Genomic DNA, 26,476 nt, shown 5'->3' with positions numbered 1-26,476 from the left:
CGGCCGCTCGGTCGCGGAGCGGGTGGGTGGACGCGCGTTCGTCGAGGAGAAGAATAAAAAAGGAGGCGGCTACGGGCGACGCCTCAGGCCCGGACCTCGATCAGCAGGTCCGTCTCGGGCGACTCGCCCAGCTGCTCCCGCACGCGCTCCCACGAGAGGTCGGTGCGCGCCGTCACCGACTCGGTCGCGATCGCGCCGCAGGCGTTGCCGACCAGGACCGGCACCTGGTAGTCGCGCGGGTCGTGCGAGAAGCCGTCGCCGGTGATCTCCGGCTCGCGCAGCGCGGCCGCGAGGAACCCGGCCGCGAAGGCGTCGCCCGCGCCGGTCGTGTCGACCGGGTCGACGTCGAACCCCGGGTGCGAGACGCTACCGTGGGGCGTCCGGACCGTCGCCCCCTCGTCGCCGAGCTTGATCGCGACGACGCGGTCGTCCGGCTCCCACGGGTCGAGGTCGGTCGCCGCCGCGAGCGCGTCCGCCTCCCGGTCGTTCAAGAAGAGCACGTCGGTCGCGTGGAGCGCGGCGTCGAACTCGCGGTCGGCCACGCGACGACCGGGGTCGAAGCTCCGCGTCGCGCCCGCCTCCGCCGCCGCCGTCGCGAGCGCCGCGGCGGTCTCGGGCTGCTGGCCGGTGAGGTGGAGGTGGTCGGCCGCCGACAGCGTGTCGCGGTCGAGTCCGGCCGCCGAGAACGACTCGTTGGCGCCGTCGTTGGCTAACATTAGCAGCTCCCCGCTCCCGTCGACGATGACGTACTTCACGGAGGTCGGCTCGCTCGCGTCGACGAGCACCTGCCCGGGGTCGACGCCCGCGCTGGCGAGCTCGCGCAGCGCCAGCGCGCCCGACTCGTCGCCGCCGACGCTCCCGTAGACGACCGACTGCCCGCCGAGGTCGACGAGCCCGACCGCGACGTTCGCGGCGCTCCCCCCGCCCGACTGTTCGAGCCGCTCGATCCGCGTCTCGCCGTCCGGCTCGGGCAGGCTGTCGACGTGGATCGTCACGTCCCAGTTGATGTGGCCCGCCGAGACGACCTTCGGCACGCGGTCGCCGTCGTCCGGGGGCAGGTCGGGGTCGCGGTCGACCGCGGGATCGACGTCCCCTGCGCCGTCGGCGGTCCCGTTCTCGGGGGTCGCGTCCTCCCACTCGTCGACCTCCTGGTCCCACTCCGCGACGGTCTCGTCCCAGTCGTCGACACCCTCGGCGGGTTCAGAGCCGTCGTCGGGCCGTTCGCCGTCGCCCGAAGCGTCGTCCCCCGGAGCGCCGTCGCGTCCGCTCATGGCTCCGCCCACGGCTCGGCGGCGCCCTCGCCGAACAGTTCCCGCATCAGCGTCACGATGCTCTCCGGAGGGAACTGTCCCTGCTCGGTGACGATCGCGTCCATGTACCGCGGCGGGGTCACGTCGAACGCGGGGTTCTCGACCGCGATCTCGCCGATCGCCTCGCGGGACTCGGCGTCGATCACCTCGGTCTCGTCGCGCATCTCGATCTCGACGGTGTGGCCCGTCAGCGTCTCCGGGTGGAGCTTGATCGTCTGCGCGGCGGTCATGATCGGGACGCCGCGCTCGCGGGCGTTGACGGCGAGCCCCGAGGTGCCGATCTTGTTGATGACGCCGCCGTCGGCGGCGATCGAGTCGGCGCCGACGACGACGTGGTCGACCTCGTCGAGGTAGCGCCGCGCCGCGGAGTCGACGATGAGCGTGACCGGGACGCCCGCGTCGCGGAGCTGTTCGGCCGTGATGTGGCCCTGCTGGCGCGGACGCGTCTCCTTGACGACCGCGGAGATCGACTTCCCCTGCTCGACGGCCGCCTCGATACACGCCAAGGCGTCGGTGGAGTGGCAGTGAGTCATCACCGTGTCGCCGTCGGCGAGGCGGTTCGCGCCGACCTGTCCGAGGTCCTCCTGCGCGCGGTCGAGCTGGTCGACGAACGCCTCGCTCGCGTCGACGACGCTCCGCCGGAGCCGATCGACCGAGTCGCCCTCCATCCGCTGGAGGACGTACCGGAGGGCGTTCGGCAGCGACACCGCGGTCGGACGCGTCTCGCGGAGGGTCCGGGCGGCGGCGCGCATCGACGCGCGGAACGCCGCGGGGTCGCTCGCGGTCGCGTCCGTCTCGGCCGCCGCCTCCGCCTGCTCGGCGAGCGCCTCGGCGGCGGCGGAGGCGATGGTGGCCGCGCCGCGGATCTCCATCGTCGCGATCGACTCGGCGGTCTCGCGGACCGCCGGCGCCGGCTCCGTGTCTGTCATACCGATCCGGTAGCCGCCCGCGTATTTATAAAACCGGCTCCGCGACCGCCGGCGGCTCCGGCCCCGCTCGCGGCGGACCGCGTCGCCCCCCGTCGGGCCGACCTACTCGGCGTCCGGCTGCTGGCCGTAGCTCTCGAACCGCTCCTCGACGGTCGCCATCTGCTCGTCGGTGAGGACGTGCGGCTCGCCGACGGCAGACGCGCGCAGGTAGAGCCGGCAGATGTCCTCGACGTGGTGGGTGTTCTCGACGGCGGTCTCGACGTCCGGGCCGGTCACCACGAGCCCGTGGTTCGCGAGGATCGCGGCGTCGGAGTCGGCCTCGGCCATCGCGGCGACGACGTTCGCCGCCAGCTCCTCGGTGCCGTACGGCGCGTAGTCCGCCAGCGGCACCTCCCGGCCCACGGCGGCGATCATGTAGTGGATCGGGGGGAGCTTCCGGTGAAGCGTCGCCATCGTCGTCGCCCACGGCGAGTGGGTGTGGACGATCGCGCCCGGCCGGTCGTGCTTATAGATGCCCGTGTGCATCGGTACCTCGCTCGACGGGGCCATCCGTCCCGCGAGCCGCTCCCCGTCGAGCGACACCACGGGCACGTCGACGGCGTCGAAGGAGTCGTAGGGGACGCCGGTGGGTGTGACCGCGACGCGGTCGCCCTCGCGGACGCTCAGGTTCCCGGTCCGGCCGGGGGTCAGGTCGGCGAGCGCCGGCGCGTACTCGACGACCGCCTCGCGCGCATCGCGGAGGAGGTCGGGGTTCGCGTCCGGATGCGTGTCGGAGTCGGGCGCTCCCCCGGAGCCGTCGCGGGTCACGCCGCCACCTCCGTCAGGTCGGCGAACGCGTCGAGCCGGTGGTCCGGCCGCTGCTGTTCCGGGAGGTCCGCGCCGGCCGGCGCGTCGCCGTCGGCGACGAACAGCGCCGAGTCGAGCCCGACGGCGTTCGCGCCCGCGACGTCGGTGTCGACGTTGTCGCCGACCGCCAGCGCCTCGCTCGGGCGACAGTCGAGCTCGGCGAGCGCGGTCGTGAACGGGAGCGCGCTCGGCTTCTCGCGGCCGACCTCCTCGGAGGTGACGAGCAGGTCGATCCGGTCGTCGAGCCCCAGTCTGACGAGCTTGCGCAGCTGGACCCGGGTCGTGAGGTTCGTCACGACGGCGACGTCGGTGCCGGCCGCGTCGAGCGCGTCGAGGACGGCCTCGACGCCGTCGCAGAGCGACATCGCCGCGAGGTAGCCGTTCCAGTAGGCGTCGCCGGCCGCCAGCGCGCTCGCGACGTCCGGCTCGCCGACGCGTCGGTCCAGCCCGCGCTTGAAATAGATGTGGCGGTCGTGGGAGGCCGCCGTGGTGCGCGTCTCGCGTTTGGCCTCCCGACGCCCCGCCGCGTACAGGTCGTCGAACGCCCCGCGGTCCAGCTCGTACCCGCGCTCGCGGAGGGCGTCGAGCGCGGCCCGCTTGCCCGCCTCGTTACAGGGGGCGTACGGGTACAGCGTGTTGTCGAGGTCGAATAACACCGCCTCGTAGCTCATGGACCGACTCGGAGGGGGACCGACTTAAGCGTGGTTCGACGCAGTGGCGGGGAGTCACGGTTCGGAGTCGGCGCGCGGGACGCGAGTCCCGCTACTGCTCGTTCATCGCCTCGCTGGCGATGTTGCGGCCGCGGGAGTTGAGCGCGACCTCGCGGCGGATCCGCACCTCCTCGACCACTTCGAGGTCGACGAGCCGCTCGAACGTCTCCTCGACGTCGTCGACGTCCATCCCGAGGAACGAGGGGATCTCGAACGGCGAGACGCCGGAGTACAGCGCCATCAGCACCTCTCGGTCGCGGCTGGAGAGGTCGACGTTCGTCGAGCTACGCTCTTCGCCCTTCCGCAGCCACGACTCGACGAACCGCATCCGGCTGGGGTCACCCGCGACGTGCGTCTCGATGCTCGTCCCCTCGTCGTCCGTGTGCGACACCTCGATGACGGGCTTCTTCTCGCCGTTCACCGTGCGCTTCGCGGCGTCGAGCCCGCTGATGTCGTCGAGGTCGAACTTCACGAACGCGCCGCGCTCCAAGGCGGCGTTGAGCCCGTTCTCGTCGATCTTCACGCGGGCCTGTTCCCACCCCGTGTCCTGAACGACGCCCCCCTCGATCGCGGGGTGTTTCGCCATCACCGTCTTCTGGTCGAGCAGCGCGCGGTAGACGTCGCGCTCGAACGGCTCGTGGTCCTTCGCGGCGACGAGCAGCACCTGCTCGCCGAGGTCGAAGCTCACGTAGTTGGAGACGCGCGCGACCGACTGGTTCGCGTCGTGCCGACCGCCGAGGCGCTCCAGCTTCGACAGCGGGACCGTCCGCTTCCCGTCGTTGCCCGCGAGGATCAGGCGACGGTTGGAGAGGAGGACGCGGCCGGGCGTCCACGAGACGTCGCTCACCTTCCGGCCCTCGCGGACCGCGACCGCGAACTTCGCCTGCGTGTCGGTGATCTTGTACTCGTCTCCTTGTTGCGCCATTTAAGGGCCCCCCGCGCGGAGCTTCGAGACGGCCGAGAACACGCGCTTTCTCACGGCCTGACTGTCGTCGTCGGCGTACTCTTCGAGGCGGTTCAGCGTCTCCTGGCCGCCGATCTGTCCGAGGACGAACACCGCCTTCGCGCGGGCGTCCTCCGGGTTCTCGGGGCTGAGCTTGTCGAGCAGACGGTCCTCGACGACCGGGCCGCCGAGGCTCTTGAGGCTCGTGGCCGCGAACTGCGCGGTCTGGGGGTCGTCGTCCGCGAGCGCGTCCGCGAGCGCCTCCACCGCCAGCGACGCGTCCGGGTCCGCCACCCGGCCGAGGATCCACGCCGCGTTCCGCCGCTGGCGGGACTGCTGGCCGTCGGTGAGGATCTCGACGAGCGGCTCGACGACGGTGGCGTCGTCGGCCGCCTTCAGCTCCGAGACCACCTGATCGCGGACAGCGTGGCTCTGCTGGGTCGGAACATTCGAGAGCAGCTCGATCACCGAGTACACCGCCGCGTTGCGCACGACCGCGCTCTCGTCGCCGAGCGCCCGGGCGAGCGGTTCGACTGGCTCCGGGGTGCTCGCCTTCCCGAGCGCGCCGGCCGCGATCCGCCGGATCGACTCGTCGCCGTCGTCGAGCAGGTCCAGGAGCGGCGACAGCGCCTCGTCGGTCCCGATCGTGCCCAGCGCGTTCGCCGCGGCGCGTCGCACGCGCGGCTCCTCGTCGCCGAGCCGCTCGCGGAGCCCGGGGACCGCCCGGGGGTCCGCGAAGGTCCCGCAGGCCTGCGCCGCGCGGAGCCGGACGCGGGCGTCCTCGTCGTCGAGCGCGCCGACTAGGGGTTGGAGGCCGCTCGCGTCGTCGAGGCGACCGAGCGCGTTCGCCGCCGCCATCCGGAGCTCGGGCCGGTCGGTCTGGAGCGCCCGCGCGAACTTCTGCGCGGTGACCCACTCGGCCTCGGAGTCCCCGCCGCCGCCGGTGAGCTCTTCGAGGAGCTGTTCGAGCGCCGCCTCGCCGATCTCGTCGAGGGCGTCGACCGCCGCGCCGCGGACCTCCGGGTCGTCGTCCGTCGTCGCGGTGCGGAGCAGCCCGTCGATCGTGGGCTGGTCGCCCTCCTCGCCGATCTCGCCGAGGAACTCCGCCGCACGTCGCCTGACCGCCGCGCTGTCGCTACCGAGCGCGTCCCGGAGGCGCTCCGCGTTCCCGTCCCGGGCGTGCTGGTACAGCGACATCAGCGCCTCCCGAACACCCGCCGCCGCTTGTCGATCGGTTCGTAGCGGTCGCTCCGGTCCGGGGGGACGCTCTCGGTCATTCCCAACACGAGGACGCCGTCCTCCGCCAGCGACGCCTCCAGCGTGTCGAACAGCGCCGCCTTGTGGTCGACGTCGATGTAGATCAGCAGGTTCCGGCACAACACCACGTCGAAGGGGTCGCGGGCGCCGTCACGGATCAGGTCGTGCGTCTCGAACTCGACGAGCCGCTTGACCGCCGGACGCACCCGGAAGGTGTCCTCGTCGCGCTCGACGTAGCGGTCGGGGTCGGAGAGCGGCTCCAGCTCCTCGGCGATGTCCGTCGTCCGCGTCGTGTGGTAGACGCCCTCGCGGGCGTTTTCGAGCGCCTCCTCGCTGATGTCGGAGCCGAGCACCTCGACGCGCGACTCGTCGATCTCGGGGTCGTCGCAGGCCAACATCGCGACGGAGTACGGCTCGCGGCCGTCGGCCGACGGCGCCGACCAGACGCGGACGCGCCGCTGGTTCGCGGTCCGGTCGCGCAACACGTCCCGGAGGACGTCCCACATCTCCGGGTTGCGGAAGAACTCCGTCACGTTGATCGTGAGCGCGTCCATCAGCGCCTGCCGCTCCTCGGCGTCCTCGCGGAGGATGCGCTCGTACTCGGCGTGCGACTCCGTGTCTCGGCGCCGCATCCGCGCCGTGATCCGGCGGTCGAGGTACGACTCGTTGTAGTACCCCGGCTCGAACGGGACCGTGTCGTCGATCTGCCGGAGGACGCCCTCGAACGCCGTCTCGCCGTCGTCTGCCGATCCGCTCATAGGCTCACCACGTCGAGCACGGCCACGACGTCCCCGTCGCCGAGGACCGCCGTGCCGCTGAGGCCGGGCGTCCCCGAGAGCGGGCCGTCGAGGGGTTTGACGACCACCTCCTCCTGGTCTAACACCGCGTCGCAGTGGAGCGCGACCTGTCGCGTCTCCTCGCGGATACGGACGAGCATCCCGTGGTCGGTCTCGCCCGCACCGCCCGCGGCGTCGGTCCCCGGGCCGGCGGGGTCGCTCCCCTCGGCGCCCCCGGAGCCGTCGACCGCGACGCCGCCGTCGGCGGCGGGCGTCTCGTTCGCGGCCGCCGACGCCTCCGGCGCGCCCGAGCCGATCTCGCCGAGGCGCTCGTTCAGCCGGATCACCGGGTAGAGGTCGTCCTCGTGTCTGACGACCTCGTCGCCGTGGACCTCCTCGACGTCGTCGGCGCGGGCGACCTCGGCGATCGACTTGATCGGGATCCCGTACTCCGTGCCGCCCACGTCGACGAACATCACCTTCACGATGGCGACGGTGACGGGGAGCCGGAATCGGACCGTGGTCCCCTCGCCGGGCTCGCTCTCCACGGAGACGGAGCCGTCGAGGTCGCGGGCGGTCGTGCGGACCACGTCCATCCCGACCCCGCGGCCGGAGACGTCGGTGACCTCCTCCGCGGTGGAGAAGCCGGGGTGGAAGACGAGGTCGTACACCTCGTCGTCCTCCATCGCCTCGACCGCCTCGCGGCTCTTGACCCCCTCTTCGACCGCCTTCTCGCGGAGCTGGTCGGGGTCGAGCCCGCCGCCGTCGTCCGCGACCTCGATTATCACGTGGTCGCGCTCGCGCTCGGCCGTGAGCTCCACGTGGCCGGTCGGGTCCTTCCCCGCGGCCTCGCGCTCTTCTGGCGACTCGATCCCGTGGTCGACCGCGTTCCGGAGGACGTGCACGAGCGGGTCGCGCATCTCCGTGAGGATGGTGCGGTCGAGCTCGACGTCGTCGCCCTCGATCTCGAAGTCGATCCGCTTGTCGAGGTCCCGCGAGATGTCGCGGACGAGCCGCGGGAACGAGTCGGACACCTGCGAGAACGGGATGAGCCGCATGTCCATCGCCGTGTCTTGAAGGCTGGAGGCGAGCTTGTCGAGCTCGTCGAGGGCGTCGGACTCCGCCTCCGTCCCCTCGATCTCCCGGCGGAGCTTGATCCGGCTCGTCACCAGCTGCTCGACGAGCCCGTACAGCTCGTCGACCTGGTCGACGTCGACCCGGATCGATTTGATCTCGTCACCGGACTTGGAGTCGGACTTCGAGCCGGCGTCGTCCGGGGACGATTCGGAGTCGCCGTCGCCGCCGTCGTCGGCCTCGGCGGGCGAGTCCGGTTCAGCGTCGGCCTCGGACTCCGGATCGGCCTCGACTTCGGCTTCCGCATCCGCGTCGGGTTCCGGATCGGCCTCGACTTCGGATTCGGCGTCGGCGTCGCCCTCGGATTCGCCGGCCTCGGCGGCGGCCTCGGATCCCGCGTCGGCGTCGGCCGCGTCCGACTCCGCGTCGTCGCCGTCGACCGCGACCGCCGTCACCGCCTCGACCTGCGTGAGCGCCCGGAGCCCCTCGGCGACGACCTCGGGCCCGGCGCCGCCGACGAAGGCGTCGAACCCCTCGTCGTACTCGCCGCCCTCCAGCGCCTCCGGGGCGGGGTCGGTCGCGTGCCCGTCGAACTGCTCGTCGAGCGCCTGGAGGACGAGCGCCGCGTCGACGCCCGGCATCTGCGCGTCGCCGATCGTCACGTCCGCGTAGGCGACCGGGTCCGCGAGGTCGGCCGCGGGCGGCTCCGGCACCGAGACGTCGGGTGCGGTCTCGTCCGCACCGTCCTCCTCCGGCTCGCCCCCCGCCGCATCGGCCTCGCTATCGGCGTCGACGGCCCCGTTGGTCTCGCCGTCGTCGCCGCCCGCTTCGTCGCCACCGGCACCGCCGCTTTCGCCGTCGTCGCCGCCCCCGACGGTGCCGTGTTCCTCCATCTCGCGCAGCCGCGATTCGAGGTCCGAGGGGTCGGTCGACACCTCGCCGGTGTCGGCGATCTCCTCGACCATCGCCTCGACGGTGTCGACGCCCTCGAAGAGGAGGTCCATCAGCTCGGGGTTCACGTCCCGGTCGCCCTGCCGGACCGCGTCCAGCAGGTCCTCCAGCGCGTGGCCGAAGTCGGAGACGTCCTCGTACCCCATCGCCGCGGCGTTCCCCTTCAGGGTGTGCGCGACGCGGAACACGTCGTCCATCGCCTCGGCGTCCTCGGGGTCGGCCTCGAGGGCGAGCAGGGCGTTGTTGAGGTCCGTGATTCCGTCCTCGGCCTCGGCGACGAACGCGGCGCGGTGGGAGTCCATCAGGCCTCACCCCCGACTATCGCGCCGGCGACGTCGTCGAGGTCGTACACCGCGTCGACCCCGCCCGTCTCGACCGCGCGCTTCGGCATCCCGTAGATGACGCAGGTGTCCTCGCTCTGCGCCATCGTGCGCGCCCCGGCGTCGGCCATCGCGCGGATCCCCTCGGCGGCGTCCGAGCCCATCCCGGTCAACACGACGCCGACGAGCGGGTCGTCGATCACCTCGGCCGCCGACCGCATCGTCACGTCGGCCGCGGGCGTGACGGTGTGGGAGTCGTCGTCCTCGTCGAGCTTCACCCGGAGCCGCCCCGAGCGGTAGCTGTCGATCACGGTGTGGCTACCGCCGCGGGCGACGAGCACCTCGCCGGCGCCGATCCGCGCGCCGTCGCTCGCCTCCCGCACGTCGTACGCGGAGGCCGCGTCGAGTCGGTCGGCGAACCGCGAGGTGAACGCCTCCGGCATGTGCTGGACAACCACCACGCGGCAGTCCGCCATCGGCAGCGCCGACAGGACGCGCTCGACCGCGTTCGGGCCGCCGGTCGACGCCGCGATCACGACCGTCAGCGGCGCGTCGATATCCGCCGCGTCGGCCCCTGCCCCGGCGTCGGCGCCGGAGCCGGTCGACCGCGAGGCCGCGACGGTCGGGTCGTCGCGCTCGCGGGTCGCGGCGTCGAGGTCGGCGTCGGCGACCGACCGCACCGCGTCGACGAGCCGGTCGGACTCGCGCGAGACGCCGGTGGAGACCTCTCCCCCGGGCTTCGCGAAGAAGTCGACCGCGCCGCGGTCGAGCGCCTCGAAGGTGACCTCCGCGCCCTCGTCGGTGTGGGCCGACAGCATCAACACCGGCGTCGGCGTCTCCTCCATCAGCCGCTCGACGGCTTCGAGTCCGCCCATCCCGGGCATTTCGACGTCCATCGTCACGACGTCGGGGCGCGTCTCGGCCACCACCGAGAGCGCCTCCTCCCCGTCCCCAGCCTCGCCCACGACCGCGACCCCGGCGTCGGCCAAGAGGTCGCTTATCAGTCCCCGCATGAACGGAGAGTCGTCGACGACCACCACCCGCGGCGACCCGTCCCGACCGCCGCGCCGATCCGTCGTCCTGCTCATGTTCCACAGCGGGCCCAGAATCAGCATAAATCCACGGACCCAGTAATCACCCCTGATAATTCAGGGATCACGGTTATTTGTCGGTTGACCGCAGGGACGGGTATGGCAGCCACAGAGGCGGACGCCGAACCGACGAAGGTGCTGGAGTTCGGCCTGGGCGACGGGACGTACTGTCTGGACATCGGGGTCATCGACGAGATCGTCGACGCGGGCGAGCTCACCCGGATTCCCAACTCTCCCGACCACGTCGAGGGCGTGATGGACCTCCGCGGCCGGACGACGACGATCGTCGACCCGAAGACGCTGTTCGACATCGACGAGGACGGCCCGCGCGAGCGGATCGTCGTCTTTGACGACGCGGAGGTCGACGAGGGCGGCACCGTCGGGTGGATGGTCGACGAGGTGTTCCAGGTCCGCGACGTCTCGCCCGAGGACGTCGACCAGAGCACCACCGTCGAAGACGAGGGCGTCCGCGGGATCGTCAAGTCGGACGACCGGTTCGTCGTGTGGGTCTCGCCGGACGTCGACGAGGCCCTCGCGGCCGACCTCGACGACGTCGAGACCGCGGAGGCGTAGCCGGGTCGCGGCGTCGTCGACCCGCGACGGCCCATGTAGCCGGACTGCGACGGCGACGACTCTATCGTCGCCCCGCACCGACCGGTTCTCACCCGTGAGAACCGGGAGCCAACGCTTATCAGCGGTCCGACGGGTTCGGTACGTATGCGCGTGTCAAGCGGCGTCCCGGGGTTCGACGATCTCGCCGACGGCGGATTCCCCGAGAGCCGCCTCTACGTTGTCAGCGGTCCGCCCGGGAGCGGAAAGACGACATTCTGCTCGCAGTTCGCGGCCCAGGGCGCCCGGAACGGCGAGGACGTCCTGTACATCAGCATGCACGAGACCAAAGAGGGGATCCGCGAGGACATGAGCGGCTACGACTTCGGGTTCGACCGCGCGCTCGACTCCGATCGCGTCACTTTCCTCGACTCCTTCTCCTCGGACGGTCGGCGCTTCTTCGGCCTCCCCGGCGACCGCCGCGACCGCTCGGGCGTCACGAACCGCCTGACGGGGTTCATCAACTCCCGCGACATCGACCGCGTCGTCTTCGACTCCACGATGCTGTTGCGGTTCCTCCTCGACGACGACGAGGACACGATGATCCAGCTGCTCTCGTCGCTGAAGCGGACCGACGCCACCACCCTCCTGATCTCCGAGATGACCGACCCGAGCGCCTACTCGGAGGAGCACTACCTCGCACACGGCGTCGTCTTCATGCACAACTACCTCGAAGACGAGGGGATGCGCCGCGGGGTCCAAGTGCTGAAGATGCGGGGGACGAACGTCGACACGGACATCCAAGACGTCGAATTCACCGACAGCGGTCTCCGGGTGGGCCCGGCGACGACGGTGACCCACTGATGTACGAGCGCACGTTCGGCACGGGGTGGGACGACCTCTCTCGGGAGGAGGCCGTCGAGCGCGCCTTCGCGCTGGGCGTCGCGGCCGGCGTCGACAGCCCCCGTCCCGACGAGCTCGACCGCGTGCTGGAGGCGTTCCCGGGGGCCTACGACCAGAGCATCGTGGAGTTGGCGTACGACGAGGGGCGGACGAAGGCGCTGGAGGCGAGAGCGGAGCGAGACGACTCCGACGACGAGGCTGTCTGGCGGTCGCTCGTCGACGGCGTCGGGACGCCGCGCGAGTCGCCGGTGCCCGCCGCGCTCCCCGGTGCGATACGCGAACTGACACTGACCGACGGACCGCGGGAGGGGCCGCCGTCGTCGCTCGACCTCCCCTCCATGCTCCGAAAGTGACCCCTCGGAAGGGTTTTATCCGACACTCTCTCACGTCTTCACCATGACCGCGCTTCCCGACGCTGTCCGCGGTGCCGACAGCGTCCTCATCAGCGGTCCCCCGATGAGCGGGAAGTACGACCTGTTCAACCGGCTGCTCGCGGCGTGGTCCGACGGCCCGGTCGTGATCTCGACCGGACGGACCGCGGAGAAGGTCCGCGATGACTACGAGGAGCTGACGGGAGAGAGCGGCGACGACGTGGTCGTCATCGACTGCGTCACCCACGAGCAGGGCGACAAGCGCGAGGACACGCCGACGACGAAGTACGTCGCCAGCGCCGGCAACCTCACCGACATCGGGATCAAGTTCACCGACGTCGTCGAGTCCTCGGCCGGCCGCGACCGCGCCGTCGGGATCTACTCGCTGTCGCAGCTGCTGATGTACTGGGACCCGGAACGCATCTACCGGTTCACCCGCGTGATGACCTCGCAGACCTCCGGCGAGGGCTGGCCGTTCGTCGGCGTCGTCGGCTCGACCGCGCACGACGAGCAGGTCGTCCACACCCTCCACGAGCCGTTCGAGATCGTCGTCGAGACGCGCGTCGAGGACGACGAACGGGAGTTCCGCGTCCGCGGCCGCGTCGGCAAGCCCTCCGAGTGGCAGCCGTTCTGATCGGGTTCCGTAGCGCCGGAGTGTGCCCTCACCCCACCAGCTCGAACGCCGCGCCGATCGGCGGCGCGTCGACGAGCCCCCAGTAGACGAACCGGTACGTCCCCGGGCCGAGCGGCGGACAGACGTCGAGGTCGACGCCGTCGACCGCGTCGGCGATCCCGGTCTCCGTCAGGGTGATGTCCCAAGAGTACGCCGAACTCGTGTCGAGCGACGCTTCGTTGCGGGGGAGTTCGACCGGCTCGCCGGTCGTCGCCCCGCGGACGTCGAGCCACCCCGCACCCGTCTCGCGCTGGAGCGAGTAGGCGGCCTCGCCGAGCGTGGCGGCGGGGGCGTCGCCGGTGTTCCGGAGGACGAGCCGGAGCGACTGGCCGTACGTCTCGGTCGTCCCCTCGCTGGAGAGCTCGACGGTCGTCTCGGGCGTCTCGGCGATCGTCTCGGTGACCGACGCCTCGAACGGCTGATCGAGGCGGACGAACCCGTCGTCCTCGCAGGTCAGCGTTTCGGGCGTCCCCTCGGGTCCCTGCGGTCCGTCGCCCGCCGCGAAGTCGAGACAGCCCGCCGTCGCGACCGAGAGCGCGAGCGCGCTTCCGACGAGCGCGTCGCGTCGCGTGTGGTCCATACCGAGCGAACGGGCGCCACCGGCATGAACCGCACGCGTCGTCCGGGAGCCGAGCGTCGGGGTGTCCGCCGACCGACACGTGCCCGTCCGAGCGGTTCGGAACCGCTTTCCCGTCGGCCGGCGCATTGCCTCGCATGGAGCTGTTCGGATCGAGCGGCATCCGCGGGGTCGCGCTGCGGTACCTCACGCCCGCGCTCGTCCTCGACATCGCGAAGGCGGCCGGGACGGTCTGGGACGCCGACCGGGTCGCCGTCGCGTGCGACACCCGGACCACCGGCGAGCTGTTCGCGAACGCGGCCGCGAGCGGGCTGGCCGCGGTCGGCTGCGACGTCGACCGCCTCGGCGTGGTGCCCACGCCCGCGGTGGGGAACTACTGCGAGTCGGCGGGGGTCCCCGCCGTCCTCGTCACCGCCTCGCACAACCCGCCGGAGTTCAACGGGATCAAGCTCGTCGGCGACGACGGCGTCGAGCTGTCGGTCGACGTGTTAGAGCGGATCGAACGGCGCGTTCTCGACGACGAGTACGACCGCGCCGACTGGCGGTCGGCCGGCGCGACGACCGCGATCGAGGGCGTCGTCGACGACTACGTCGACCAGCTGACCGCCGCGGTCGACGGCGAGGCGATCGCCGACGCCGACCTCACGGTCGCGGTCGACCCCGGTCACGGCGCGGCCTCGGTCGCGTCCCCGCGGATCTACCGCGAACTCGGCTGTGAGGTGCTGACCGTCAACGCGACCCCGGACGGTCACTTCCCCGGGCGCGACTCCGAGCCGGTCCCGGAGAACCTCGCGGACCTCTCGCGGCTGGTGGCGACCTCCGACGCAGACGTGGGGATCGCGCACGACGGCGACGCGGACCGGGCGGTCTTCGTCGACGAGACCGGAGCGTTCGTCGACGGCGACACCTCCTTCGCGGCGATGGCGGACGACTGCCTCGCGCCCGGCGACGCGGTGGTCAGCGCGGTCAACGTCTCCCAGCGGCTCGTCGACGTCTGCGCCGACAACGACGCGGACCTCGAACTGACGCCCATCGGTGCCACGAACATCATCACCCGCACCCGCGAGCTCCACGACGAGGGAGTGAACGTCCCCGTCGCGGGCGAGGGGAACGGGGGGATCTTCTTCCCGCCGTACCGGCTCTCCCGCGACGGGGCGTACATCGGCGCGCGCTTCCTCGAACTGCTCGCCGGCGCGGGTGGCGCGCCCGTCAGCGAGGTGGTCGCGCCGTACAGCGACTACCACTTCGTGCGGGAGAACGTCGGGTACGCGGACGACGACGAGCGCGACGAGATGCTCTCTGCCGCCCGCGCCTACGTCGAGACGGCCGAGGCCGAGCCGAACACGACCGACGGCTACCGCCTCGACTACGGCGACGCGTGGGTGCTCGTCCGCCCCTCCGGCACCGAGCCGAAGATCCGGATCTACGCCGAGTCCGCCGACGCCGACCGCGCCGAGAAGCTCGCCGAGGACATGCGCGTCGCCGTCGAGAGCGGTCGATAGCGACGGTTCGTTTTTCCGTGGACCTTCGCCCCTCGCTGGAGTCAGCCGGCCGATAGCGACATCGTCGTCCGGCCGAGGGGCTGAGGCTTCGGAGGTGTTGCCCGCACACCCGCCGGCGATGGGTGATAAACGACGCAGGTCGGCGTCGCGAAGCCGGTCCCGCCGCAACCAACGCCAAGAACAGACATACTTCTAACGTTTTCCGGTAGTAATATGTTTACTCAGTCTGTAGTAACGTTTGAGATGACCACCGCGAACCCGGCCCGCACGTCCCGTCCCGCCTCGTCGGAGACCGACCCGTCGCCCGAGCTGTTGAACGCGCTCGAAAGCGACACGCAGACCCTCACCGGCGCCGTCGCCGACGGAACCGTGACGCTGGAGGAAGTCGATCGGTTCGCCCGCCGCGCGGAGTGCGGCGACGTCGACTGTCACGAGAGCGTCGACGAGGTCGTTCGGATCGTCTGTGCCCTGTTGCGCGACGAGCCGGGCTGGGCCGAGATGGAGCCCGCCGGATCGCCGGTCCGGGTCTGACGCCGACCCCGCTGGAAGCCGGTCGCTACGCTGCGGGCTCCCTTCGCCGGTCGCTACTGACGTGCGGTCGCAGTTCGCCGGTCGCTTCTCGGTACGCGGTCGCTCCGCGTCGTCACCGTTCGAGCGCCGCAAGCGCCTCGGCCGCCTCGCGGGCCGCTTCGAGGTGATCGCGGGCGCGTCGCGGGTCGTCCGTCTCCTCGGCCGCGCGGGCGAACCGCGTCAGCGTGCGCGTCAGCGACGCGCGAGCGGCGTCGACGCCGCCGGCGTCGTCGGCCGACTGCGACGGCGTCGACTGCCGGGACGCGGGTGGTTGCGGCTCGGACCGCTGCGGCGGCGCGGCTCCCTGAGAGGGCGACGAGCTCTGCGAGGATACCGACTCCTGCGAAGGCGCAGGGGTCGGCGGCGACGACGGTGACTGTGCGGTCTCGGTCGGGGCGGCGTCCACCACGCCGGCGTCCGTCGGGTCGGGGGCGACGGTGTCGGCGGAGCCGGCGTCGATCGAGCCGTTCTCCGCGGCGGCGCCGTCCGCCGCGGCTGCGTCCGCGTCGGCCGCCGTCCCGTCCGCGTCGGCCGCGGTCTCAGTCGTCTCGCCCGTCCCTCCCCCGACCTCGTTCCCGCAGGTGGGGCAGAACTCGCGGCCGTCGTGGCGGAATATCGGGTCACCGCACGCGTCGCAGTGGCGATTCGTCATCGTCGCGCCCTTCAGGAGGAGCTCGGACATCCGCTGGGTGTGCTCGCGCTTCTGTTCGTCGTCCGCGAGCTTCTCGCGGAGCTTCTCGCGTTCCGCCTCTTTGTCGAAGCCGTCGCTCATGGACGAACGAACGTGGTTCGCGGGCAAAAGTTCCGTGGGCTCGGGCCGGAGGAGAGGCCTCCCGCGCGAGAGGCCGGCTACTCCTCGGTGATCGTGCGGTCGTCGGGGTCGAGCTCGCCGCGGTGGATCTTCGCGCCGTCCTGCGCGACCTGTCGTCCCAACACCGCGCACTTCACGCGCATCGGGGAGATGTCGACGCCGAGCATCTCGGTGACGTCGTCGGTGTCGAGCGCGTCCAGCTCCTCGACGTCCATCCCGTGGAGCCGCTCCGAGAGCATGCTCGCGGAGGCCATCGAGATGGCGCAGCCGTCGCCGGTGAACCGCACCGCCTCGATCGTCTCCCCGTCGTCGTCGAGGTCGACGTCCATCCGGATCGTGTCGCCACAGGAGGGGTTCTCGCCGACGTGCGTGAAGTCCGGATCCTCGATCTCCCCGTAGTTTCGCGGGTTCTTGTAGTGGTCGAGGATCTGCTGCCGGTACATGTCCGAGCCCAGTCCCATACTGGCTCCGAGTAGGCCGCTCCGGCTCAAAAGGGTTCCGTCGAACGCGGTCGTTTAATAAGCGAAACCACCACGTGCGGCGGCGCGTGCCTGCGAGCGGCCGCCCTCGGCGGCCGCGAGGAGCACGCGCGAGGGAGTCGGTGGTCCGGAGCGAAGCGGAGGACCACCGACGAGGCTGGGGAGGGGTGAGGTGCGGTCGCGGTGCGGGGTGGGACTCGAAGGGGCAGTCGCGAGGCGGGCGCAGGCGAAGGCAGGACCGCAGCGAGTGAGCGGAGCGAACGAGCGAGGACCGCTCCGAGCGTGCGCCCGCCTCGCGGCTGGGGCTTCGGAGCGGTCCGTGTGGCTTAGCGATTTATAAATGAAATCGTCGTACGGCCGAGCGGCTGGGGTTTCGGTGGTCGTCGTCGCGGCGAACTCCCGGAACGAGTCCAGACCGACACAGCGCTATCGATCAGGCCGCGTGTTCCTCGACCCACGCCGTCAGCTCGTCGCCCGGGATGAAACCGTCGGCGCGGCGCGCCACCGGCTCGCCGTCGACGAAGAGGACGAACAGCGGGACGCTCCGCACGTCGAACCGCTCGACCAGCGGCGGGTCGTCGCGGGGGTTCACCAGCCCGACTGCGAGGTCGGTCTCGACGCCCCGGGCGACGTTCCCGATCACCGGCTCCATGCTCGCGCAGATCCCGCAGCCGTCGGTGTAAAACTCCACGAGCGCGGCGTCGGCGTCCGCGACGAAGGCGTCGAGCTCCGCCTCGTCAGCCAGCGAAACCGGGCGGTCCCCGCCGTCGGCCGCCTCGGCGTCGGCCGCGTCGGCGTCGGCCGCGTCGGCCCCGTTCGACACAGTATTGGATTCCATACACACTATTGCGGTCGAGGGGTGATAACTGCTTCTGTCGGCGAAATCGACTTCGCGGATGGATCGGGAAGCGAGAAGAGGATGAAAGTCGGAGACCGCCTCGCTACGCCGGCTCGTCGCCCTCGGGCTCGGTCCGCCAGCCGCCCTTCAGCGTGACGTACCACACCGAGAGGCCGGCGAGGACGAACACCCCGGCCATGTACGGGATCAGCGGCAGCTCGATCCCAATGAAATCGAGGACGGTCCGCATCTCGTAGACGATCACGCCGAAGACGGCGAGCGTCACGAGCAGCCCGCCGCGGGAGATGTCGACGCTCATCGGACCACCTCGGCGAGCGAGGCCGACGCGTCGGCGACCGCGCCGACGAGCGGCGCGGCCGCGTCCGCGAGCGCGTCGAACAGCGGCGCGAGCCACACCGGATAGGTGCCGACGCCGGGGCCGAGCAGGCCGCCGCGCTGGACGATCGCCGCCAGCGGGAGCGCGTACGCGAGGACGACGAGCGTGAGCGCGATACCGACCCACAGCCGGAGGTTATCCAGCACTTTCGGCGAATCGTCGGGACCGGATAAGGCGGGCGGCAGCGGGTCCGCGAGCCCGGAGACCTTCGGGTTCCCCATCGTGAGCAGGAGGTTCCCGATGAACAGGACCGTCGAGACGAACAGCAGCGTCCCGCCGATCGCGATCTGAATGTTCAGCTCCTCGAACCCGCCGAACATCGTCGGGTAGTCGAAGCCGGTGTACTCCGGTTCGGCAGTCCGGCGCGGGACGCCCATGATCCCCTGCGCGTGCATCGCGTTCGACATCAGCGCCATCCCGACGAACCAGACCACGACCTGGACCAGTCCGATGGTCCGGCTGTAGATCGGCTTGTTGCTGATCTGCGGCCAGATCCAGTACGTGGCGGCCATGAACGTGAGCGCGACGGCGGTCCCGACGGTGAGGTGGAAGTGGCCCGGAACCCAGATCGTGTTGTGGATCATGTAGTTGATGTTCATCCCGGCGTTCACCATCCCGGAGAAGCCGCCGGCGGCGAACATCAGTCCCGCGAGCATCATCCCCGTGAACGCCGGATCGCGCCACGGGAGGTCGGTGAGCCAGCCGAGGAGCCCGCCGCCGCCGCGCTGGCGGGCGCCGTACTCGACGCTCGCGACGACCGTGAACGCGGTGAGCAGGCTCGGCAGCAGGAGGAACAGCGTGTTCGTCATCGAGATGAACTTGAACCCCTCCGCGATCCCCGGATCGAGGTACTGGTGGTGGATCCCGACGGGAGTCGAAAGCAGGAGGAACAGCACGAACACGACCCGAGCCAGCGGGTCGCTGAACAGCCGCCCGCCGGCGATCTTCGGCAGCACGGTGTACCACAGCAGGTACGCCGGCATCAGCCAGAAGTACACCACCGGGTGGCCGAAGAACCAGAACAGCGTCCGGGTCAGCGTCGGGTTCACCTGATCGATCAGCCCGAGCGACCACGGCAGCAGGAAGATCAGCACCGACGCCGCCACCGCCGAGGACGCGATGTACCACATCGCCATCGTCGTCAACACCATGAACGTCTGGAGCGGGATCCGCTCGTCGGGGTGCTCGCGCTTCCACGCGAGCCACGTGCGGAAGTAGTCAGCGCCGGCAATCCACGAGCCGACGATGAAGACGGCGAGCCCGGCGTAGAACATCGGGTGGGCTTGGAGGGGCGCGTAGAACGTGAACAGCACGTCCGCGCTCATGTCGACCGCGTCGACGAACCCCGCGAGGATCGAGACGCCGGTCATCGTCATCCCGACCGCCATGAGCCCGTACCACGTCCACGTGATCTTGGTGTTGAGAAGCGGCCGGTCGAGGCTCCGCACGACCGCCCACGTGAACAGCCCGACGAGGAAGAATGTCGTGAAGCTGATCGCGAGGAACACCCCGTGCGCGGTCAGCACCGTGTAGTAGTCCGTCGACGGGATGATCCGGGCCACGTCGGTGCGGTGGAGCGTCTGAATGATCCCGAGTATCGCCCCGATCACCAGCGCGAGGAAGGAGCTGAGGAGCGCTGCGCGGACGATGCGGGCCTCCTCCGGGTACTTGTCGGCGAAGGTCCGGTCCCCTTCGAGCGCCTCGCTCATTCGCCGTCACCCCCGCTGGTCCGCTCCTCGAAGGCCGCCTGACTGACGACGTTCACCTTCCCCTCCATCACGTGGTGGCCGGCGCCGCAGTACTCGTTACAGATGAGGCCGTACTCCTGGGGCTCCTCGACCCTGACGGTTATCTCGGAGACCTCGCCGGGGACGACCATCGTGTTGGCGTTCGTCCCGGCGACCTCGAACCCGTGTATCACGTCCGCGGACGTGATGTAGAACGTCACCGTGCTGTTCGCCGGTAAGACGATCGGATCGGGCTGGAACCCGAACTGTCGCGCGACGACGTACGCCGCGTACTCGTTCTCGCCGACCTGTTCGACCCGCGGCTCGGAGAATCGCTCGTCCTCGTCGAGCGCGCCGGCGTCGATCGTCGGCTCGGTGTCGCTCACCATCGCGACGCCGGGGCCGACGGCGCCGTAGGTGACCGAGCCGAGGAGGAACAAGATTAGCAGCACCGACGTTGCCAGCCAGATCTTCTCGTAGGCGTGAATGTGCATCTCGTGATCACCCCACGACGACCAGATCGCGGCCGAGGAACTCGATGTAGTAGATGTACACCCACGACAGCACCAAGATGACGAAGTATATCCCGATGAGCGTCAGCGTCCCGATCGGGTCGAATTCTTCGGTGTCGCCGCCCACGTCGTCCGCGGGAGCGTGTGCGGTCTCGTTTTGCGCCATGGGCCGCGGTTGTCGGTAGCGGAATATATATGATACAGCGGTTTTCGAACCGTGAGAACACGGGCGGTATATATCTTCAGGGAGTCGTACATCGCGGTATGGGGCTCTCGATCCAACAGGCCGTACTGCTGGTCCTCGGCGGGCTCGTCCCCGCCGCGGTGTTTATCGCGGACCGATCGGAGGTTTTCGTCGCGGTCACACTGGTGAACGTCCTGCTCATCTGGGCGAGCCTCCGGATCGCGACCGGGGGGAGCTTCCCGGGAGTGGGAGACGACGCGACCGATCCGGAACGGGCGTAACCGCTCGAACGCGTCGGTCTGACCGACGCACGGCGGACGCGACGCGAGAAGATCGACGGAAACGGGACCGCGCCGCCCGGCGGAACGACGAACACCACCACGCATGTCACGCTGTACGCTCTGTGACCTCCCGACCGGGGACGACCCGCACACGGCCCCCGACGTCGACGGCGAGTTCTGTTGTCGGGGCTGCCTGACCGTCGCGCGCTCGCTCGACGACGTCGATGACCTCGACGACCTCGACGAGCGCCGGCCGGACGCGACGCCGGACGACGAGTTCGACGGCGAGACGACGTTTCTCCACGTCGACGGGATGCACTGCGCGACCTGCGAGTCATTCCTGGAGATGACGGCCGGCGAGCAGGAGGGAGTCGCGGCCGCAGAGGCGAGCTACGCCACGGACACGATCCGGGTCGACTACGACCCGGACGCCGTGAGCGCCGCGGAACTCCCCGACCGGCTCTCGGTCGCGGGCTACTCGGCGAGCGACCGGGCGGACCCGGACGCGGAGGACAACGACGCGGTCGTGCGGTTCCTGATCGGCGGCGGCTTCTTCGGGATGATGGCGATGCTGTGGTACGTCCTCTTCTTATACCCGACCTACTTCGGGTACGATCCCATCGTCGACCTCGGCGGCGTCTCCGGAACCTACCTCTTCGCACAGATCTGGCTGTTCGCCTCCATCGTGTTGTTTTACACCGGCTACCCGATCCTGCGCGGCGCGTACGTGAGCCTCCGGGCGAGACAGCCGAACATGGACCTGCTCGTGTCGCTCGCGGCGACGAGCTCGTACGCGTACAGCACGCTCGCGCTGCTCGTCGGCCGGACAGACCTCTACTTCGACGTGACCATCGCCGTCGTCCTCGTCGTCACCGCGGGCAACCACTACGAGTCGATCATCAAGCGGCGGGCGACGGGAATGCTCGCCGACCTGACGGCGACGGAGGACCGGACCGTCCGGACCGAGGCGGGCGAGACCGTCGCGGCCGACGCGGTCGACCCCGGCGACCGCCTGCTCGTCCGGCCGGGCGAGCGCGTGCCCTTCGATGGCACCGTCGCCGAGGGGACCGCGGCGGTCGACGAGGCGCTCGTCACCGGGGAGTCGCTCCCGGTGACGAAGCGCGCGGGCGACCCGGTCCGCGGCGGCACCGTCGTCACCGACTCCCCGGTCGTCGTCGAGGTTGGGGCGGACGCGGCGAACACCCTCGACACGCTCGTGCGCCTGCTGTGGGAGATCCAGAGCTCGCGGTCCGGGATCCAGCGCCTCGTCGACCGGCTGGCGACCGCCTTCGTTCCCCTCGTCGTCGCGGTCGCGGCCGTCGGCGCCGCGGCCACGCTAGCGCTCGGGTCGGCGCCGATCGACGCCGCGCTCGTGGGACTGACGGTGCTCATCGTCTCGTGTCCGTGTGCGCTCGGGCTCGCGACGCCGCTCGCGGTCGCGGCCGGGATCCGCGACGCCGCGAGGCGGGGGATCGTCGTCGTCTCCGACGCCGTCTTCGAGTCGGCCGACGACGTCGACACCGTCGTCCTCGACAAGACCGGGACGCTCACCGACGGCGAGATGCGGCTGCTCGACGCGACCGCGGCCGAGGGGACCTCGGTCGAGCGCGTCCGAGAGCGCGCGGCCGCCGTCGAGCGCGCCTCTATCCACCCGATCGCCGAGGCGATCGTCGCGGGCGTGAGCGGCGGGTCGGACGACGGTGCTGGCGAGCGATCCGGCGACCGGGCCGCGACCGACGGCGGTACCGTCAGTGCGTCCGCGAACGGCGGGGCCGCCGCCACTGACGTCGACGTCTTCGACCGCGGGGTGGCGGGGCGCGTCGACGGCGACGAGGTCGTCGTCGGACACCGCGACCTCTTCGCCGAGCGCGACTGGCCGACCCCGGACCGACTCCGCGAGGCGGGGGCGGCCGCCCGCGACCGCGGGAACGTCCCCGTCTACGTCGGCTGGGCGGGTCGCGTCCGCGGCGTCCTGACCGTCGGCGACGAGGTGCGCGACGGCTGGGAGTCGGTCGTCGCCGACCTCGACGCGGACGGCCGCCGCGTCGTCGTGCTCACCGGCGACGCGCCGGCCGCGGCGCGGCGGTTCGCGGAGCATCCCGCGATCGACGAGGTGTTCGCCGAGGTACCGCCGGAGGCGAAGGCCGAGACGGTGCGGCGGCTCGGCGCCGACGGGTCGGTCGCGATGGTGGGCGACGGGAGCAACGACGCCCCGGCGCTCGCCGCCGCCGACCTCGGGGTCTCGATCGCCTCCGGCACCGACCTCGCGGCGGACGCCGCGGACGCGGTCCTGCTGGAGGATCGACTCTCCGCGGTCCCGGAGCTGTTCGCCGTCACTCGCGGGACGAACCGGCGGCTGAAGCAGAACCTCGGCTGGGCGTTCGTCTACAACGCGGTCGCGATTCCGTTGGCGCTCTCGGGCCTCCTCAACCCCCTGCTCGCCGCGCTCGCGATGGCGTCGAGCAGCATCCTCGTGGTGACGAACTCCGCGCGCGCCGTTTATAACGAAAACTGACGGGGACCCGATTCGACTCGAAAGCAAGCGGTGGCGCGTGCCTGCGAGGCCGCCTCGCGGCCGAGCAGCACGCGCGAGGGAGCGGTGAGCGCTCGGAGAGCGCGAACCGCGAGGCTGGGGAGGCGTGAGGTGCGGTTGCGGTGCTGTGCGGGGGGACTCGAAGGGGCAGTCGCGAAGCAGGCGCAGGCGAAGCAAGCACCGCAACGAGGGAGCGAACGCAGTGAGCGACCGAGTGAGGCGCACAGCGAGCGTGCGCCTGCTTCGCGACTGGGGCTTCGGCAGTGAACACCGCCGATTCAGAAGCAGCTAGTTATAAGCGAGCGATTGGGGCTTCGGCGGCGCTCCTCGTCGATCCGTCCGAAGCCATTTATAAATAAACGACCGAGCCTTACGCCGTCGCGCCGACGTACGGCCTGACCGCGCGGACGATGGCGTCGACGTCGTACTCGTCTTCGGTCTTGTCGAAGACGACCTCGTCGTCGGCGCGGACGACGAACACGCCGTCGTCGCCGGTCACCAGCGCGACCTCGTCGATCCCCTCGCCGAACTGTTTCAGGATCGCCTCGGAGACGTCCTGCGCGCGGTTCAACATGCCACAGGGGACGCAGTACTCGACTTCGACGCGTGTCATACCACGAGGTAGGACGCGCAACCGATTAAAACGGGCGGTCGCGGCGGTCGCCGACTCGCCCCCGACGAATACGCGAGGCGCTGCGACGAACACGCGAGGCGCCGCGACGAACTCCGGGGCGCCGCGACGACGCCGACCCTCTCACACCACCAGCGCGTCGAAGACGACCGCGAACAGCAGCAGGCCGAGGTAGGCGTTCGACGCGTGGAACGCGCGGAACGCGGCGTCCTCGGTCTGCTCGTAGTGCAGCCGGACGACGGCCCAGAGGAAGACCGCGCCGACGCCGACGCCGACGACCGCGTACAGCGCGCCGAGCGGGTCGGCGGCCGCGGCGAGCGCGACCGCGGCGACGAGCGTCGCGCCGAGGTACCAGAGGATGTGCCGGCGCGTCGCCGTCTCGCCGCGGACAACGGGCATCATGGGGAACCCGCCGCGCTCGTAGTCGTCCTTGTACGCTAACGCGAGGTTGTAGAAGTGCGCCGGCGTCCACAGGAAGATGACCGCGGCGAGCAGCAGCCCGCCGCCGCCGACCTCGCCCGTCACCGCGGCCCAGCCGATGAGCGCCGGGAGCGCGCCGGCCGCGCCGCCGATGACCGTGTTCTGGACCGTGTTCGGCTTGAGGACGAGCGTGTACACGACGCTGTAAAACACGATCGCGACCAGCCCGAGCGCGGCCGTCAGCGGGTTCACGCTCCAGAACAGCCCGAGCGAGACGAGCGTCAGCAGCCCGCCGAACGCGAGGGCGTTCGGGACGGGCACGAGGTCGGTCGCGAGCGGGCGGTCGCTGGTCCGCTGCATCCGCTTGTCCACGTCGCGTTCGAGGACGTGGTTGAACGTGCCGGAGGCGCCGATCGAGAGCGCGCCGCCGGCCAGCGTCGCCGCCACGACGCCGGGCGTGAACCCGGACCCGCCCGCGAGCGCCATCGCGGCCGCGGCGACGAGACAGAGCAGCCACATCAGGCGCGGCTTCATCAGCCGGAAGTACGCGGCCGCCGTCGCCCGCAGCCGGGGAAGCGTCGCCGTCGGAATCTCCGGCTCCGGCGCCTCCTCGACCGGCGGGAGGTGGTCCGTCCCGGGCTCGAAGTCGTCGGGGGCGTCGTCCGGGTGCCCCGTCTCGGCCTCCAGCCACCACGCGAGCGCCGCGAGGACGGCGCCGAAGATGCCGACCCCGAGGAGGAGGTGGGCGGAGCCGAGCGCGGCCGGCAGGTCGCCGAGCGCGACGAGCGCCCCGACGCCGGCCTGCGCGGGGTAGACGACGAGCGCGAGCGCGAGCGCGAGCCGGACTCGACGGTCGGCGCCGTCCCGCCACGCGAGGGCGGCCGAGAGCGCGACGAGGAGACCGACGGCGACCGCGAGGGCGCGGTGGCCGAGGGCGATCCACCCCTCGGTCGCCGTCGGCAGGGCGGCGCCGCTCCCGCAGGCGGGCCAGCCGCCGCAGGCGGTCGCCGCCTCCGTGAGGGAAGTGGTCGCGCCGACGACGACGAGGAGGTACACGCCCATCGCGGCCGCGGCCAACACCGCGGGGAACTTGTCGGGAACGTTCACTCACCTCGATTTAGGAGCCAGTCCATTTAGATGCCGCGCTTCCGCCCCCCGTCCGAGCCCGTCCATCGGGTCATCGGGGCGTCTGTCGTTCACCGGGCCGTCCGTCGTTCACGAGAGCGTCCGTCGTCTACGCGGCCGTCCGTCGTTCACCGGCCCGTGACGCCCGACTCGTCGCCGCGCTCGCGCAAGATCCGATCGACGATGTCGCCGCTGGAGAGCAGTTCGTCCTCGTACTTCGGCTCGCGGCCGGACGCGCGCTCGACCCGGCAGTCGATCCCGCGGGCGTCGAGCGCGGCCGCGATGTCGGCCTCGTCGTGGTGCTGGTCGAACCCTAACACGATCACGTCGGGGTCGAGCCGCTCGATGGGGACGAACACGTCCTCGGGGTCGCCGAGATGGGCCTCGTCGACCGCGTCGAGCGCTTCGACCATGTCCCGTCGCTGGCGGGCACACAGCACGGGTGCGGGCTTGTGCGTGACGTTGGTGCGGCGGGCGACGATGGCGTGGAGCTCGTCGCCGTACGTCGCCGCGTCCTCCAGGTAGTGAACGTGGCCGGGGTGGAGCAGGTCGAACGTCCCCTGCGCGACGACCCGCGTCATCGGAACCACGAGAGGAAGCCGCCGTCGTCTCGGTCCTCCAGCTCCCGGTCGATGTCCGCCTGCGTGAAATCGAAGAAGTGCTCGTCCGGCACCTCAACGTCGAGCACGTCGAGGGTGGTCTGTCGCCCCTCGTTGTCGAACGCCTTCCAGTCGCCCCAGCCGTAGGGGGCGCCCGCGATGATGTGGACCTTCCCCTGTCCGAACGTCGCGAGGTCGGCGTCGCTCGGCCGGAGCGCGCCGTTCGGGTGCGAGTGGACCGAGCCGACCGCGCGCATGTCGTTCGGCTTCATGTTGGTGCGGACGGTGGCGCTCGTCGGGCTCGACTCCGTGCCCGGGATGACGAGCACGTCGGTTATCACCTGTCCGTCCCGGTCGAGGTCCAGCTTCCGGGCGTCGTCCGCGCGGAGGAACCCCATGTACTCGTTGGGGTGCGTCTCCTCGCTCGCCTCGAGCACGAACTCCAGGGTCTCTCGGGCGATGCCGAGGAGCTCGTCCGAGCGGAACAGTCGCATGAACGAGATAAGTCGCCGTCGCCTCATAGGGGTTCCGGACCGCGTGACGTGGGGGGCGTTTCCGCCGGCCGACGGGCGCGGCTCGACGCCGCG

At 70.9% G+C, this 26,476-nt stretch carries 29 protein-coding genes; 8 read left to right on the top strand and 21 right to left on the bottom strand.

All coding sequences use genetic code 11. From position 1 onward, the window contains the following. Positions 1-83 precede the first annotated feature (83 nt). From EXE46_RS01450 to cheB, 9 genes are all read right to left on the bottom strand, one after another. Positions 84-1,271 (bottom strand): carbohydrate kinase family protein, encoded by a 1,188-nt coding sequence (locus tag EXE46_RS01450; protein WP_137686726.1) that lies wholly within the window; start codon positions 1,269-1,271, stop codon positions 84-86. Further along, positions 1,268-2,239 carry a ribose 1,5-bisphosphate isomerase gene (locus EXE46_RS01445; protein WP_137686725.1) on the bottom strand — a complete coding sequence of 324 codons (972 nt, stop codon included), beginning with the start codon at positions 2,237-2,239 and terminating at the stop codon, positions 1,268-1,270. The genes EXE46_RS01450 and EXE46_RS01445 overlap by 4 nt, the downstream gene beginning before the upstream one ends. 102 nt (positions 2,240-2,341) lie before the next feature. After that, on the bottom strand, positions 2,342-3,046 hold the full coding sequence (locus EXE46_RS01440) for a class II aldolase/adducin family protein (protein ID WP_137686724.1): 705 nt from the start codon (positions 3,044-3,046) through the stop codon (positions 2,342-2,344). Then, positions 3,043-3,756, bottom strand: coding sequence for an HAD family hydrolase (locus EXE46_RS01435; protein ID WP_137686723.1), 714 nt, complete (start codon positions 3,754-3,756; stop codon positions 3,043-3,045). Before EXE46_RS01435 ends, EXE46_RS01440 begins: the two co-directional genes overlap by 4 nt. A gap of 91 nt (positions 3,757-3,847) precedes the next feature. Next, positions 3,848-4,720 carry a CheF family chemotaxis protein gene (locus tag EXE46_RS01430; protein ID WP_137686722.1) on the bottom strand — a complete coding sequence of 291 codons (873 nt, stop codon included), beginning with the start codon at positions 4,718-4,720 and terminating at the stop codon, positions 3,848-3,850. Continuing rightward, positions 4,721-5,935, bottom strand: a complete 1,215-nt coding sequence (locus tag EXE46_RS01425) for a HEAT repeat domain-containing protein (RefSeq protein ID WP_137686721.1) — start codon at positions 5,933-5,935, stop codon at positions 4,721-4,723. After that, positions 5,935-6,753, bottom strand: a complete 819-nt coding sequence (locus tag EXE46_RS01420) for a protein-glutamate O-methyltransferase CheR (protein WP_137686720.1) — start codon at positions 6,751-6,753, stop codon at positions 5,935-5,937. The genes EXE46_RS01425 and EXE46_RS01420 overlap by 1 nt, the downstream gene beginning before the upstream one ends. Continuing rightward, entirely contained in the window at positions 6,750-9,098 is a 2,349-nt protein-coding gene (locus EXE46_RS01415) for a chemotaxis protein CheA (RefSeq protein WP_137686719.1), read from the bottom strand. The genes EXE46_RS01420 and EXE46_RS01415 overlap by 4 nt, the downstream gene beginning before the upstream one ends. Beyond that, a complete protein-coding gene (cheB, locus tag EXE46_RS01410; protein WP_199234087.1) occupies positions 9,098-10,204 on the bottom strand; it encodes a chemotaxis-specific protein-glutamate methyltransferase CheB in 1,107 nt (368 codons plus the stop codon). Before cheB ends, EXE46_RS01415 begins: the two co-directional genes overlap by 1 nt. Positions 10,205-10,306: 102 nt before the next feature. Between cheB and EXE46_RS01405 the strand changes: the two genes are divergently transcribed. The 4 genes from EXE46_RS01405 to EXE46_RS01390 all read left to right on the top strand — a co-directional run bounded on the left by EXE46_RS01405 (position 10,307) and on the right by EXE46_RS01390 (position 12,664). Continuing rightward, complete coding sequence (locus EXE46_RS01405) at positions 10,307-10,780, top strand: chemotaxis protein CheW (protein ID WP_137686717.1); 474 nt, start codon at positions 10,307-10,309, stop codon at positions 10,778-10,780. Between the two features lie 144 nt (positions 10,781-10,924). Further along, positions 10,925-11,620, top strand: coding sequence for an RAD55 family ATPase (locus tag EXE46_RS01400; protein WP_137686716.1), 696 nt, complete (start codon positions 10,925-10,927; stop codon positions 11,618-11,620). After that, the gene (locus EXE46_RS01395; protein WP_137686715.1) at positions 11,620-12,012 is read left to right on the top strand and encodes a hypothetical protein; all 393 of its coding nucleotides are present in this window, start codon (positions 11,620-11,622) and stop codon (positions 12,010-12,012) included. The genes EXE46_RS01400 and EXE46_RS01395 overlap by 1 nt, the downstream gene beginning before the upstream one ends. A gap of 43 nt (positions 12,013-12,055) precedes the next feature. Beyond that, positions 12,056-12,664, top strand: coding sequence for a hypothetical protein (locus EXE46_RS01390; RefSeq protein ID WP_137686714.1), 609 nt, complete (start codon positions 12,056-12,058; stop codon positions 12,662-12,664). 28 nt (positions 12,665-12,692) lie between these two features. On the opposite strand, the gene EXE46_RS01385 is transcribed toward EXE46_RS01390, so the two are convergent. Continuing rightward, positions 12,693-13,283: a hypothetical protein gene (locus EXE46_RS01385; RefSeq protein ID WP_137686713.1), complete on the bottom strand. Its 591-nt coding sequence runs from the start codon at positions 13,281-13,283 to the stop codon at positions 12,693-12,695. Positions 13,284-13,417: 134 nt separating this feature from the next. Here EXE46_RS01385 and glmM point away from each other — a divergent pair, with 134 nt between their 5' ends. After that, a complete protein-coding gene (glmM, locus tag EXE46_RS01380) occupies positions 13,418-14,782 on the top strand; it encodes a phosphoglucosamine mutase (protein ID WP_137686712.1) in 1,365 nt (454 codons plus the stop codon). Positions 14,783-15,025: 243 nt separating this feature from the next. After that, positions 15,026-15,313: a hypothetical protein gene (locus EXE46_RS01375; RefSeq protein ID WP_137686711.1), complete on the top strand. Its 288-nt coding sequence runs from the start codon at positions 15,026-15,028 to the stop codon at positions 15,311-15,313. Between the two features lie 112 nt (positions 15,314-15,425). Here EXE46_RS01375 and EXE46_RS01370 read toward each other — a convergent pair whose 3' ends face one another. The 7 genes from EXE46_RS01370 to EXE46_RS16975 all read right to left on the bottom strand — a co-directional run bounded on the left by EXE46_RS01370 (position 15,426) and on the right by EXE46_RS16975 (position 20,282). Beyond that, the gene (locus EXE46_RS01370; RefSeq protein ID WP_137686710.1) at positions 15,426-16,124 is read right to left on the bottom strand and encodes an Sjogren's syndrome/scleroderma autoantigen 1 family protein; all 699 of its coding nucleotides are present in this window, start codon (positions 16,122-16,124) and stop codon (positions 15,426-15,428) included. Positions 16,125-16,201: 77 nt separating this feature from the next. Beyond that, positions 16,202-16,624 (bottom strand): Fe-S cluster assembly sulfur transfer protein SufU, encoded by a 423-nt coding sequence (gene sufU / locus EXE46_RS01365; RefSeq protein ID WP_137686709.1) that lies wholly within the window; start codon positions 16,622-16,624, stop codon positions 16,202-16,204. Positions 16,625-17,075: 451 nt separating this feature from the next. Next, positions 17,076-17,480, bottom strand: a complete 405-nt coding sequence (locus EXE46_RS01360; protein ID WP_137686708.1) for a co-chaperone YbbN — start codon at positions 17,478-17,480, stop codon at positions 17,076-17,078. A 103-nt stretch (positions 17,481-17,583) separates the two neighbouring features. Then, the gene (locus EXE46_RS01355) at positions 17,584-17,799 is read right to left on the bottom strand and encodes a CbaC protein (RefSeq protein WP_137686707.1); all 216 of its coding nucleotides are present in this window, start codon (positions 17,797-17,799) and stop codon (positions 17,584-17,586) included. Continuing rightward, the gene (locus tag EXE46_RS01350) at positions 17,796-19,586 is read right to left on the bottom strand and encodes a b(o/a)3-type cytochrome-c oxidase subunit 1 (RefSeq protein WP_137686706.1); all 1,791 of its coding nucleotides are present in this window, start codon (positions 19,584-19,586) and stop codon (positions 17,796-17,798) included. The genes EXE46_RS01355 and EXE46_RS01350 overlap by 4 nt, the downstream gene beginning before the upstream one ends. After that, the gene (locus tag EXE46_RS01345; protein WP_137686705.1) at positions 19,583-20,098 is read right to left on the bottom strand and encodes a cytochrome c oxidase subunit II; all 516 of its coding nucleotides are present in this window, start codon (positions 20,096-20,098) and stop codon (positions 19,583-19,585) included. The genes EXE46_RS01350 and EXE46_RS01345 overlap by 4 nt, the downstream gene beginning before the upstream one ends. A 7-nt stretch (positions 20,099-20,105) precedes the next feature. Then, positions 20,106-20,282, bottom strand: coding sequence for a hypothetical protein (locus tag EXE46_RS16975; RefSeq protein ID WP_199234086.1), 177 nt, complete (start codon positions 20,280-20,282; stop codon positions 20,106-20,108). A gap of 98 nt (positions 20,283-20,380) precedes the next feature. Here EXE46_RS16975 and EXE46_RS01340 point away from each other — a divergent pair, with 98 nt between their 5' ends. Beyond that, the gene (locus EXE46_RS01340; protein ID WP_137686704.1) at positions 20,381-20,581 is read left to right on the top strand and encodes a hypothetical protein; all 201 of its coding nucleotides are present in this window, start codon (positions 20,381-20,383) and stop codon (positions 20,579-20,581) included. A 103-nt stretch (positions 20,582-20,684) separates the two neighbouring features. Beyond that, positions 20,685-23,096, top strand: a complete 2,412-nt coding sequence (locus EXE46_RS01335) for a cation-translocating P-type ATPase (protein WP_137686703.1) — start codon at positions 20,685-20,687, stop codon at positions 23,094-23,096. A 388-nt stretch (positions 23,097-23,484) separates the two neighbouring features. On the opposite strand, the gene EXE46_RS01330 is transcribed toward EXE46_RS01335, so the two are convergent. From EXE46_RS01330 to EXE46_RS01315, 4 genes are all read right to left on the bottom strand, one after another. Beyond that, positions 23,485-23,727 carry a SelT/SelW/SelH family protein gene (locus tag EXE46_RS01330; RefSeq protein WP_137686702.1) on the bottom strand — a complete coding sequence of 81 codons (243 nt, stop codon included), beginning with the start codon at positions 23,725-23,727 and terminating at the stop codon, positions 23,485-23,487. Positions 23,728-23,868: 141 nt separating this feature from the next. Next, positions 23,869-25,272, bottom strand: a complete 1,404-nt coding sequence (locus tag EXE46_RS01325) for a heme o synthase (protein ID WP_137686701.1) — start codon at positions 25,270-25,272, stop codon at positions 23,869-23,871. A gap of 146 nt (positions 25,273-25,418) precedes the next feature. Beyond that, positions 25,419-25,871, bottom strand: coding sequence for an adenylyltransferase/cytidyltransferase family protein (locus EXE46_RS01320; RefSeq protein ID WP_137686700.1), 453 nt, complete (start codon positions 25,869-25,871; stop codon positions 25,419-25,421). Next, positions 25,868-26,383, bottom strand: coding sequence for a Mov34/MPN/PAD-1 family protein (locus tag EXE46_RS01315; protein WP_137686699.1), 516 nt, complete (start codon positions 26,381-26,383; stop codon positions 25,868-25,870). The genes EXE46_RS01320 and EXE46_RS01315 overlap by 4 nt, the downstream gene beginning before the upstream one ends. Between the last annotated feature and the right edge of the window lie 93 nt (positions 26,384-26,476).

Source organism: Halorubrum sp. GN11_10-6_MGM (assembly GCF_005435165.1).
Classification (GTDB): domain Archaea; phylum Halobacteriota; class Halobacteria; order Halobacteriales; family Haloferacaceae; genus Halorubrum.
The sequence above is the reverse complement of the archived record's forward strand: the minus strand, read 5'-3'. Positions and strand labels throughout refer to the sequence as shown.

What these genes read in the sequence shown, in the direction of transcription:
- EXE46_RS01450 (WP_137686726.1), bottom strand. Translation starts at nt 1,271, where the DNA reads ATGAGCGGACGCGACGGCGCTCCGGGGGACGACGCTTCGGGCGACGGC.
- EXE46_RS01445 (WP_137686725.1), bottom strand. Translation starts at nt 2,239, where the DNA reads ATGACAGACACGGAGCCGGCGCCGGCGGTCCGCGAGACCGCCGAGTCG.
- EXE46_RS01435 (WP_137686723.1), bottom strand. Translation starts at nt 3,756, where the DNA reads ATGAGCTACGAGGCGGTGTTATTCGACCTCGACAACACGCTGTACCCG.
- EXE46_RS01430 (WP_137686722.1), bottom strand. Translation starts at nt 4,720, where the DNA reads ATGGCGCAACAAGGAGACGAGTACAAGATCACCGACACGCAGGCGAAG.
- EXE46_RS01425 (WP_137686721.1), bottom strand. Translation starts at nt 5,935, where the DNA reads ATGTCGCTGTACCAGCACGCCCGGGACGGGAACGCGGAGCGCCTCCGG.
- EXE46_RS01420 (WP_137686720.1), bottom strand. Translation starts at nt 6,753, where the DNA reads ATGAGCGGATCGGCAGACGACGGCGAGACGGCGTTCGAGGGCGTCCTC.
- EXE46_RS01415 (WP_137686719.1), bottom strand. Translation starts at nt 9,098, where the DNA reads ATGGACTCCCACCGCGCCGCGTTCGTCGCCGAGGCCGAGGACGGAATC.
- cheB (WP_199234087.1), bottom strand. Translation starts at nt 10,204, where the DNA reads ATGAGCAGGACGACGGATCGGCGCGGCGGTCGGGACGGGTCGCCGCGG.
- EXE46_RS01405 (WP_137686717.1), top strand. Translation starts at nt 10,307, where the DNA reads ATGGCAGCCACAGAGGCGGACGCCGAACCGACGAAGGTGCTGGAGTTC.
- EXE46_RS01400 (WP_137686716.1), top strand. Translation starts at nt 10,925, where the DNA reads ATGCGCGTGTCAAGCGGCGTCCCGGGGTTCGACGATCTCGCCGACGGC.
- EXE46_RS01395 (WP_137686715.1), top strand. Translation starts at nt 11,620, where the DNA reads ATGTACGAGCGCACGTTCGGCACGGGGTGGGACGACCTCTCTCGGGAG.
- EXE46_RS01390 (WP_137686714.1), top strand. Translation starts at nt 12,056, where the DNA reads ATGACCGCGCTTCCCGACGCTGTCCGCGGTGCCGACAGCGTCCTCATC.
- EXE46_RS01385 (WP_137686713.1), bottom strand. Translation starts at nt 13,283, where the DNA reads ATGGACCACACGCGACGCGACGCGCTCGTCGGAAGCGCGCTCGCGCTC.
- glmM (WP_137686712.1), top strand. Translation starts at nt 13,418, where the DNA reads ATGGAGCTGTTCGGATCGAGCGGCATCCGCGGGGTCGCGCTGCGGTAC.
- EXE46_RS01375 (WP_137686711.1), top strand. Translation starts at nt 15,026, where the DNA reads ATGACCACCGCGAACCCGGCCCGCACGTCCCGTCCCGCCTCGTCGGAG.
- EXE46_RS01370 (WP_137686710.1), bottom strand. Translation starts at nt 16,124, where the DNA reads ATGAGCGACGGCTTCGACAAAGAGGCGGAACGCGAGAAGCTCCGCGAG.
- sufU (WP_137686709.1), bottom strand. Translation starts at nt 16,624, where the DNA reads ATGGGACTGGGCTCGGACATGTACCGGCAGCAGATCCTCGACCACTAC.
- EXE46_RS01360 (WP_137686708.1), bottom strand. Translation starts at nt 17,480, where the DNA reads ATGGAATCCAATACTGTGTCGAACGGGGCCGACGCGGCCGACGCCGAC.
- EXE46_RS01355 (WP_137686707.1), bottom strand. Translation starts at nt 17,799, where the DNA reads ATGAGCGTCGACATCTCCCGCGGCGGGCTGCTCGTGACGCTCGCCGTC.
- EXE46_RS01350 (WP_137686706.1), bottom strand. Translation starts at nt 19,586, where the DNA reads ATGAGCGAGGCGCTCGAAGGGGACCGGACCTTCGCCGACAAGTACCCG.
- EXE46_RS01345 (WP_137686705.1), bottom strand. Translation starts at nt 20,098, where the DNA reads ATGCACATTCACGCCTACGAGAAGATCTGGCTGGCAACGTCGGTGCTG.
- EXE46_RS16975 (WP_199234086.1), bottom strand. Translation starts at nt 20,282, where the DNA reads ATGGCGCAAAACGAGACCGCACACGCTCCCGCGGACGACGTGGGCGGC.
- EXE46_RS01340 (WP_137686704.1), top strand. Translation starts at nt 20,381, where the DNA reads ATGGGGCTCTCGATCCAACAGGCCGTACTGCTGGTCCTCGGCGGGCTC.
- EXE46_RS01335 (WP_137686703.1), top strand. Translation starts at nt 20,685, where the DNA reads ATGTCACGCTGTACGCTCTGTGACCTCCCGACCGGGGACGACCCGCAC.
- EXE46_RS01330 (WP_137686702.1), bottom strand. Translation starts at nt 23,727, where the DNA reads ATGACACGCGTCGAAGTCGAGTACTGCGTCCCCTGTGGCATGTTGAAC.
- EXE46_RS01320 (WP_137686700.1), bottom strand. Translation starts at nt 25,871, where the DNA reads ATGACGCGGGTCGTCGCGCAGGGGACGTTCGACCTGCTCCACCCCGGC.
- EXE46_RS01315 (WP_137686699.1), bottom strand. Translation starts at nt 26,383, where the DNA reads ATGCGACTGTTCCGCTCGGACGAGCTCCTCGGCATCGCCCGAGAGACC.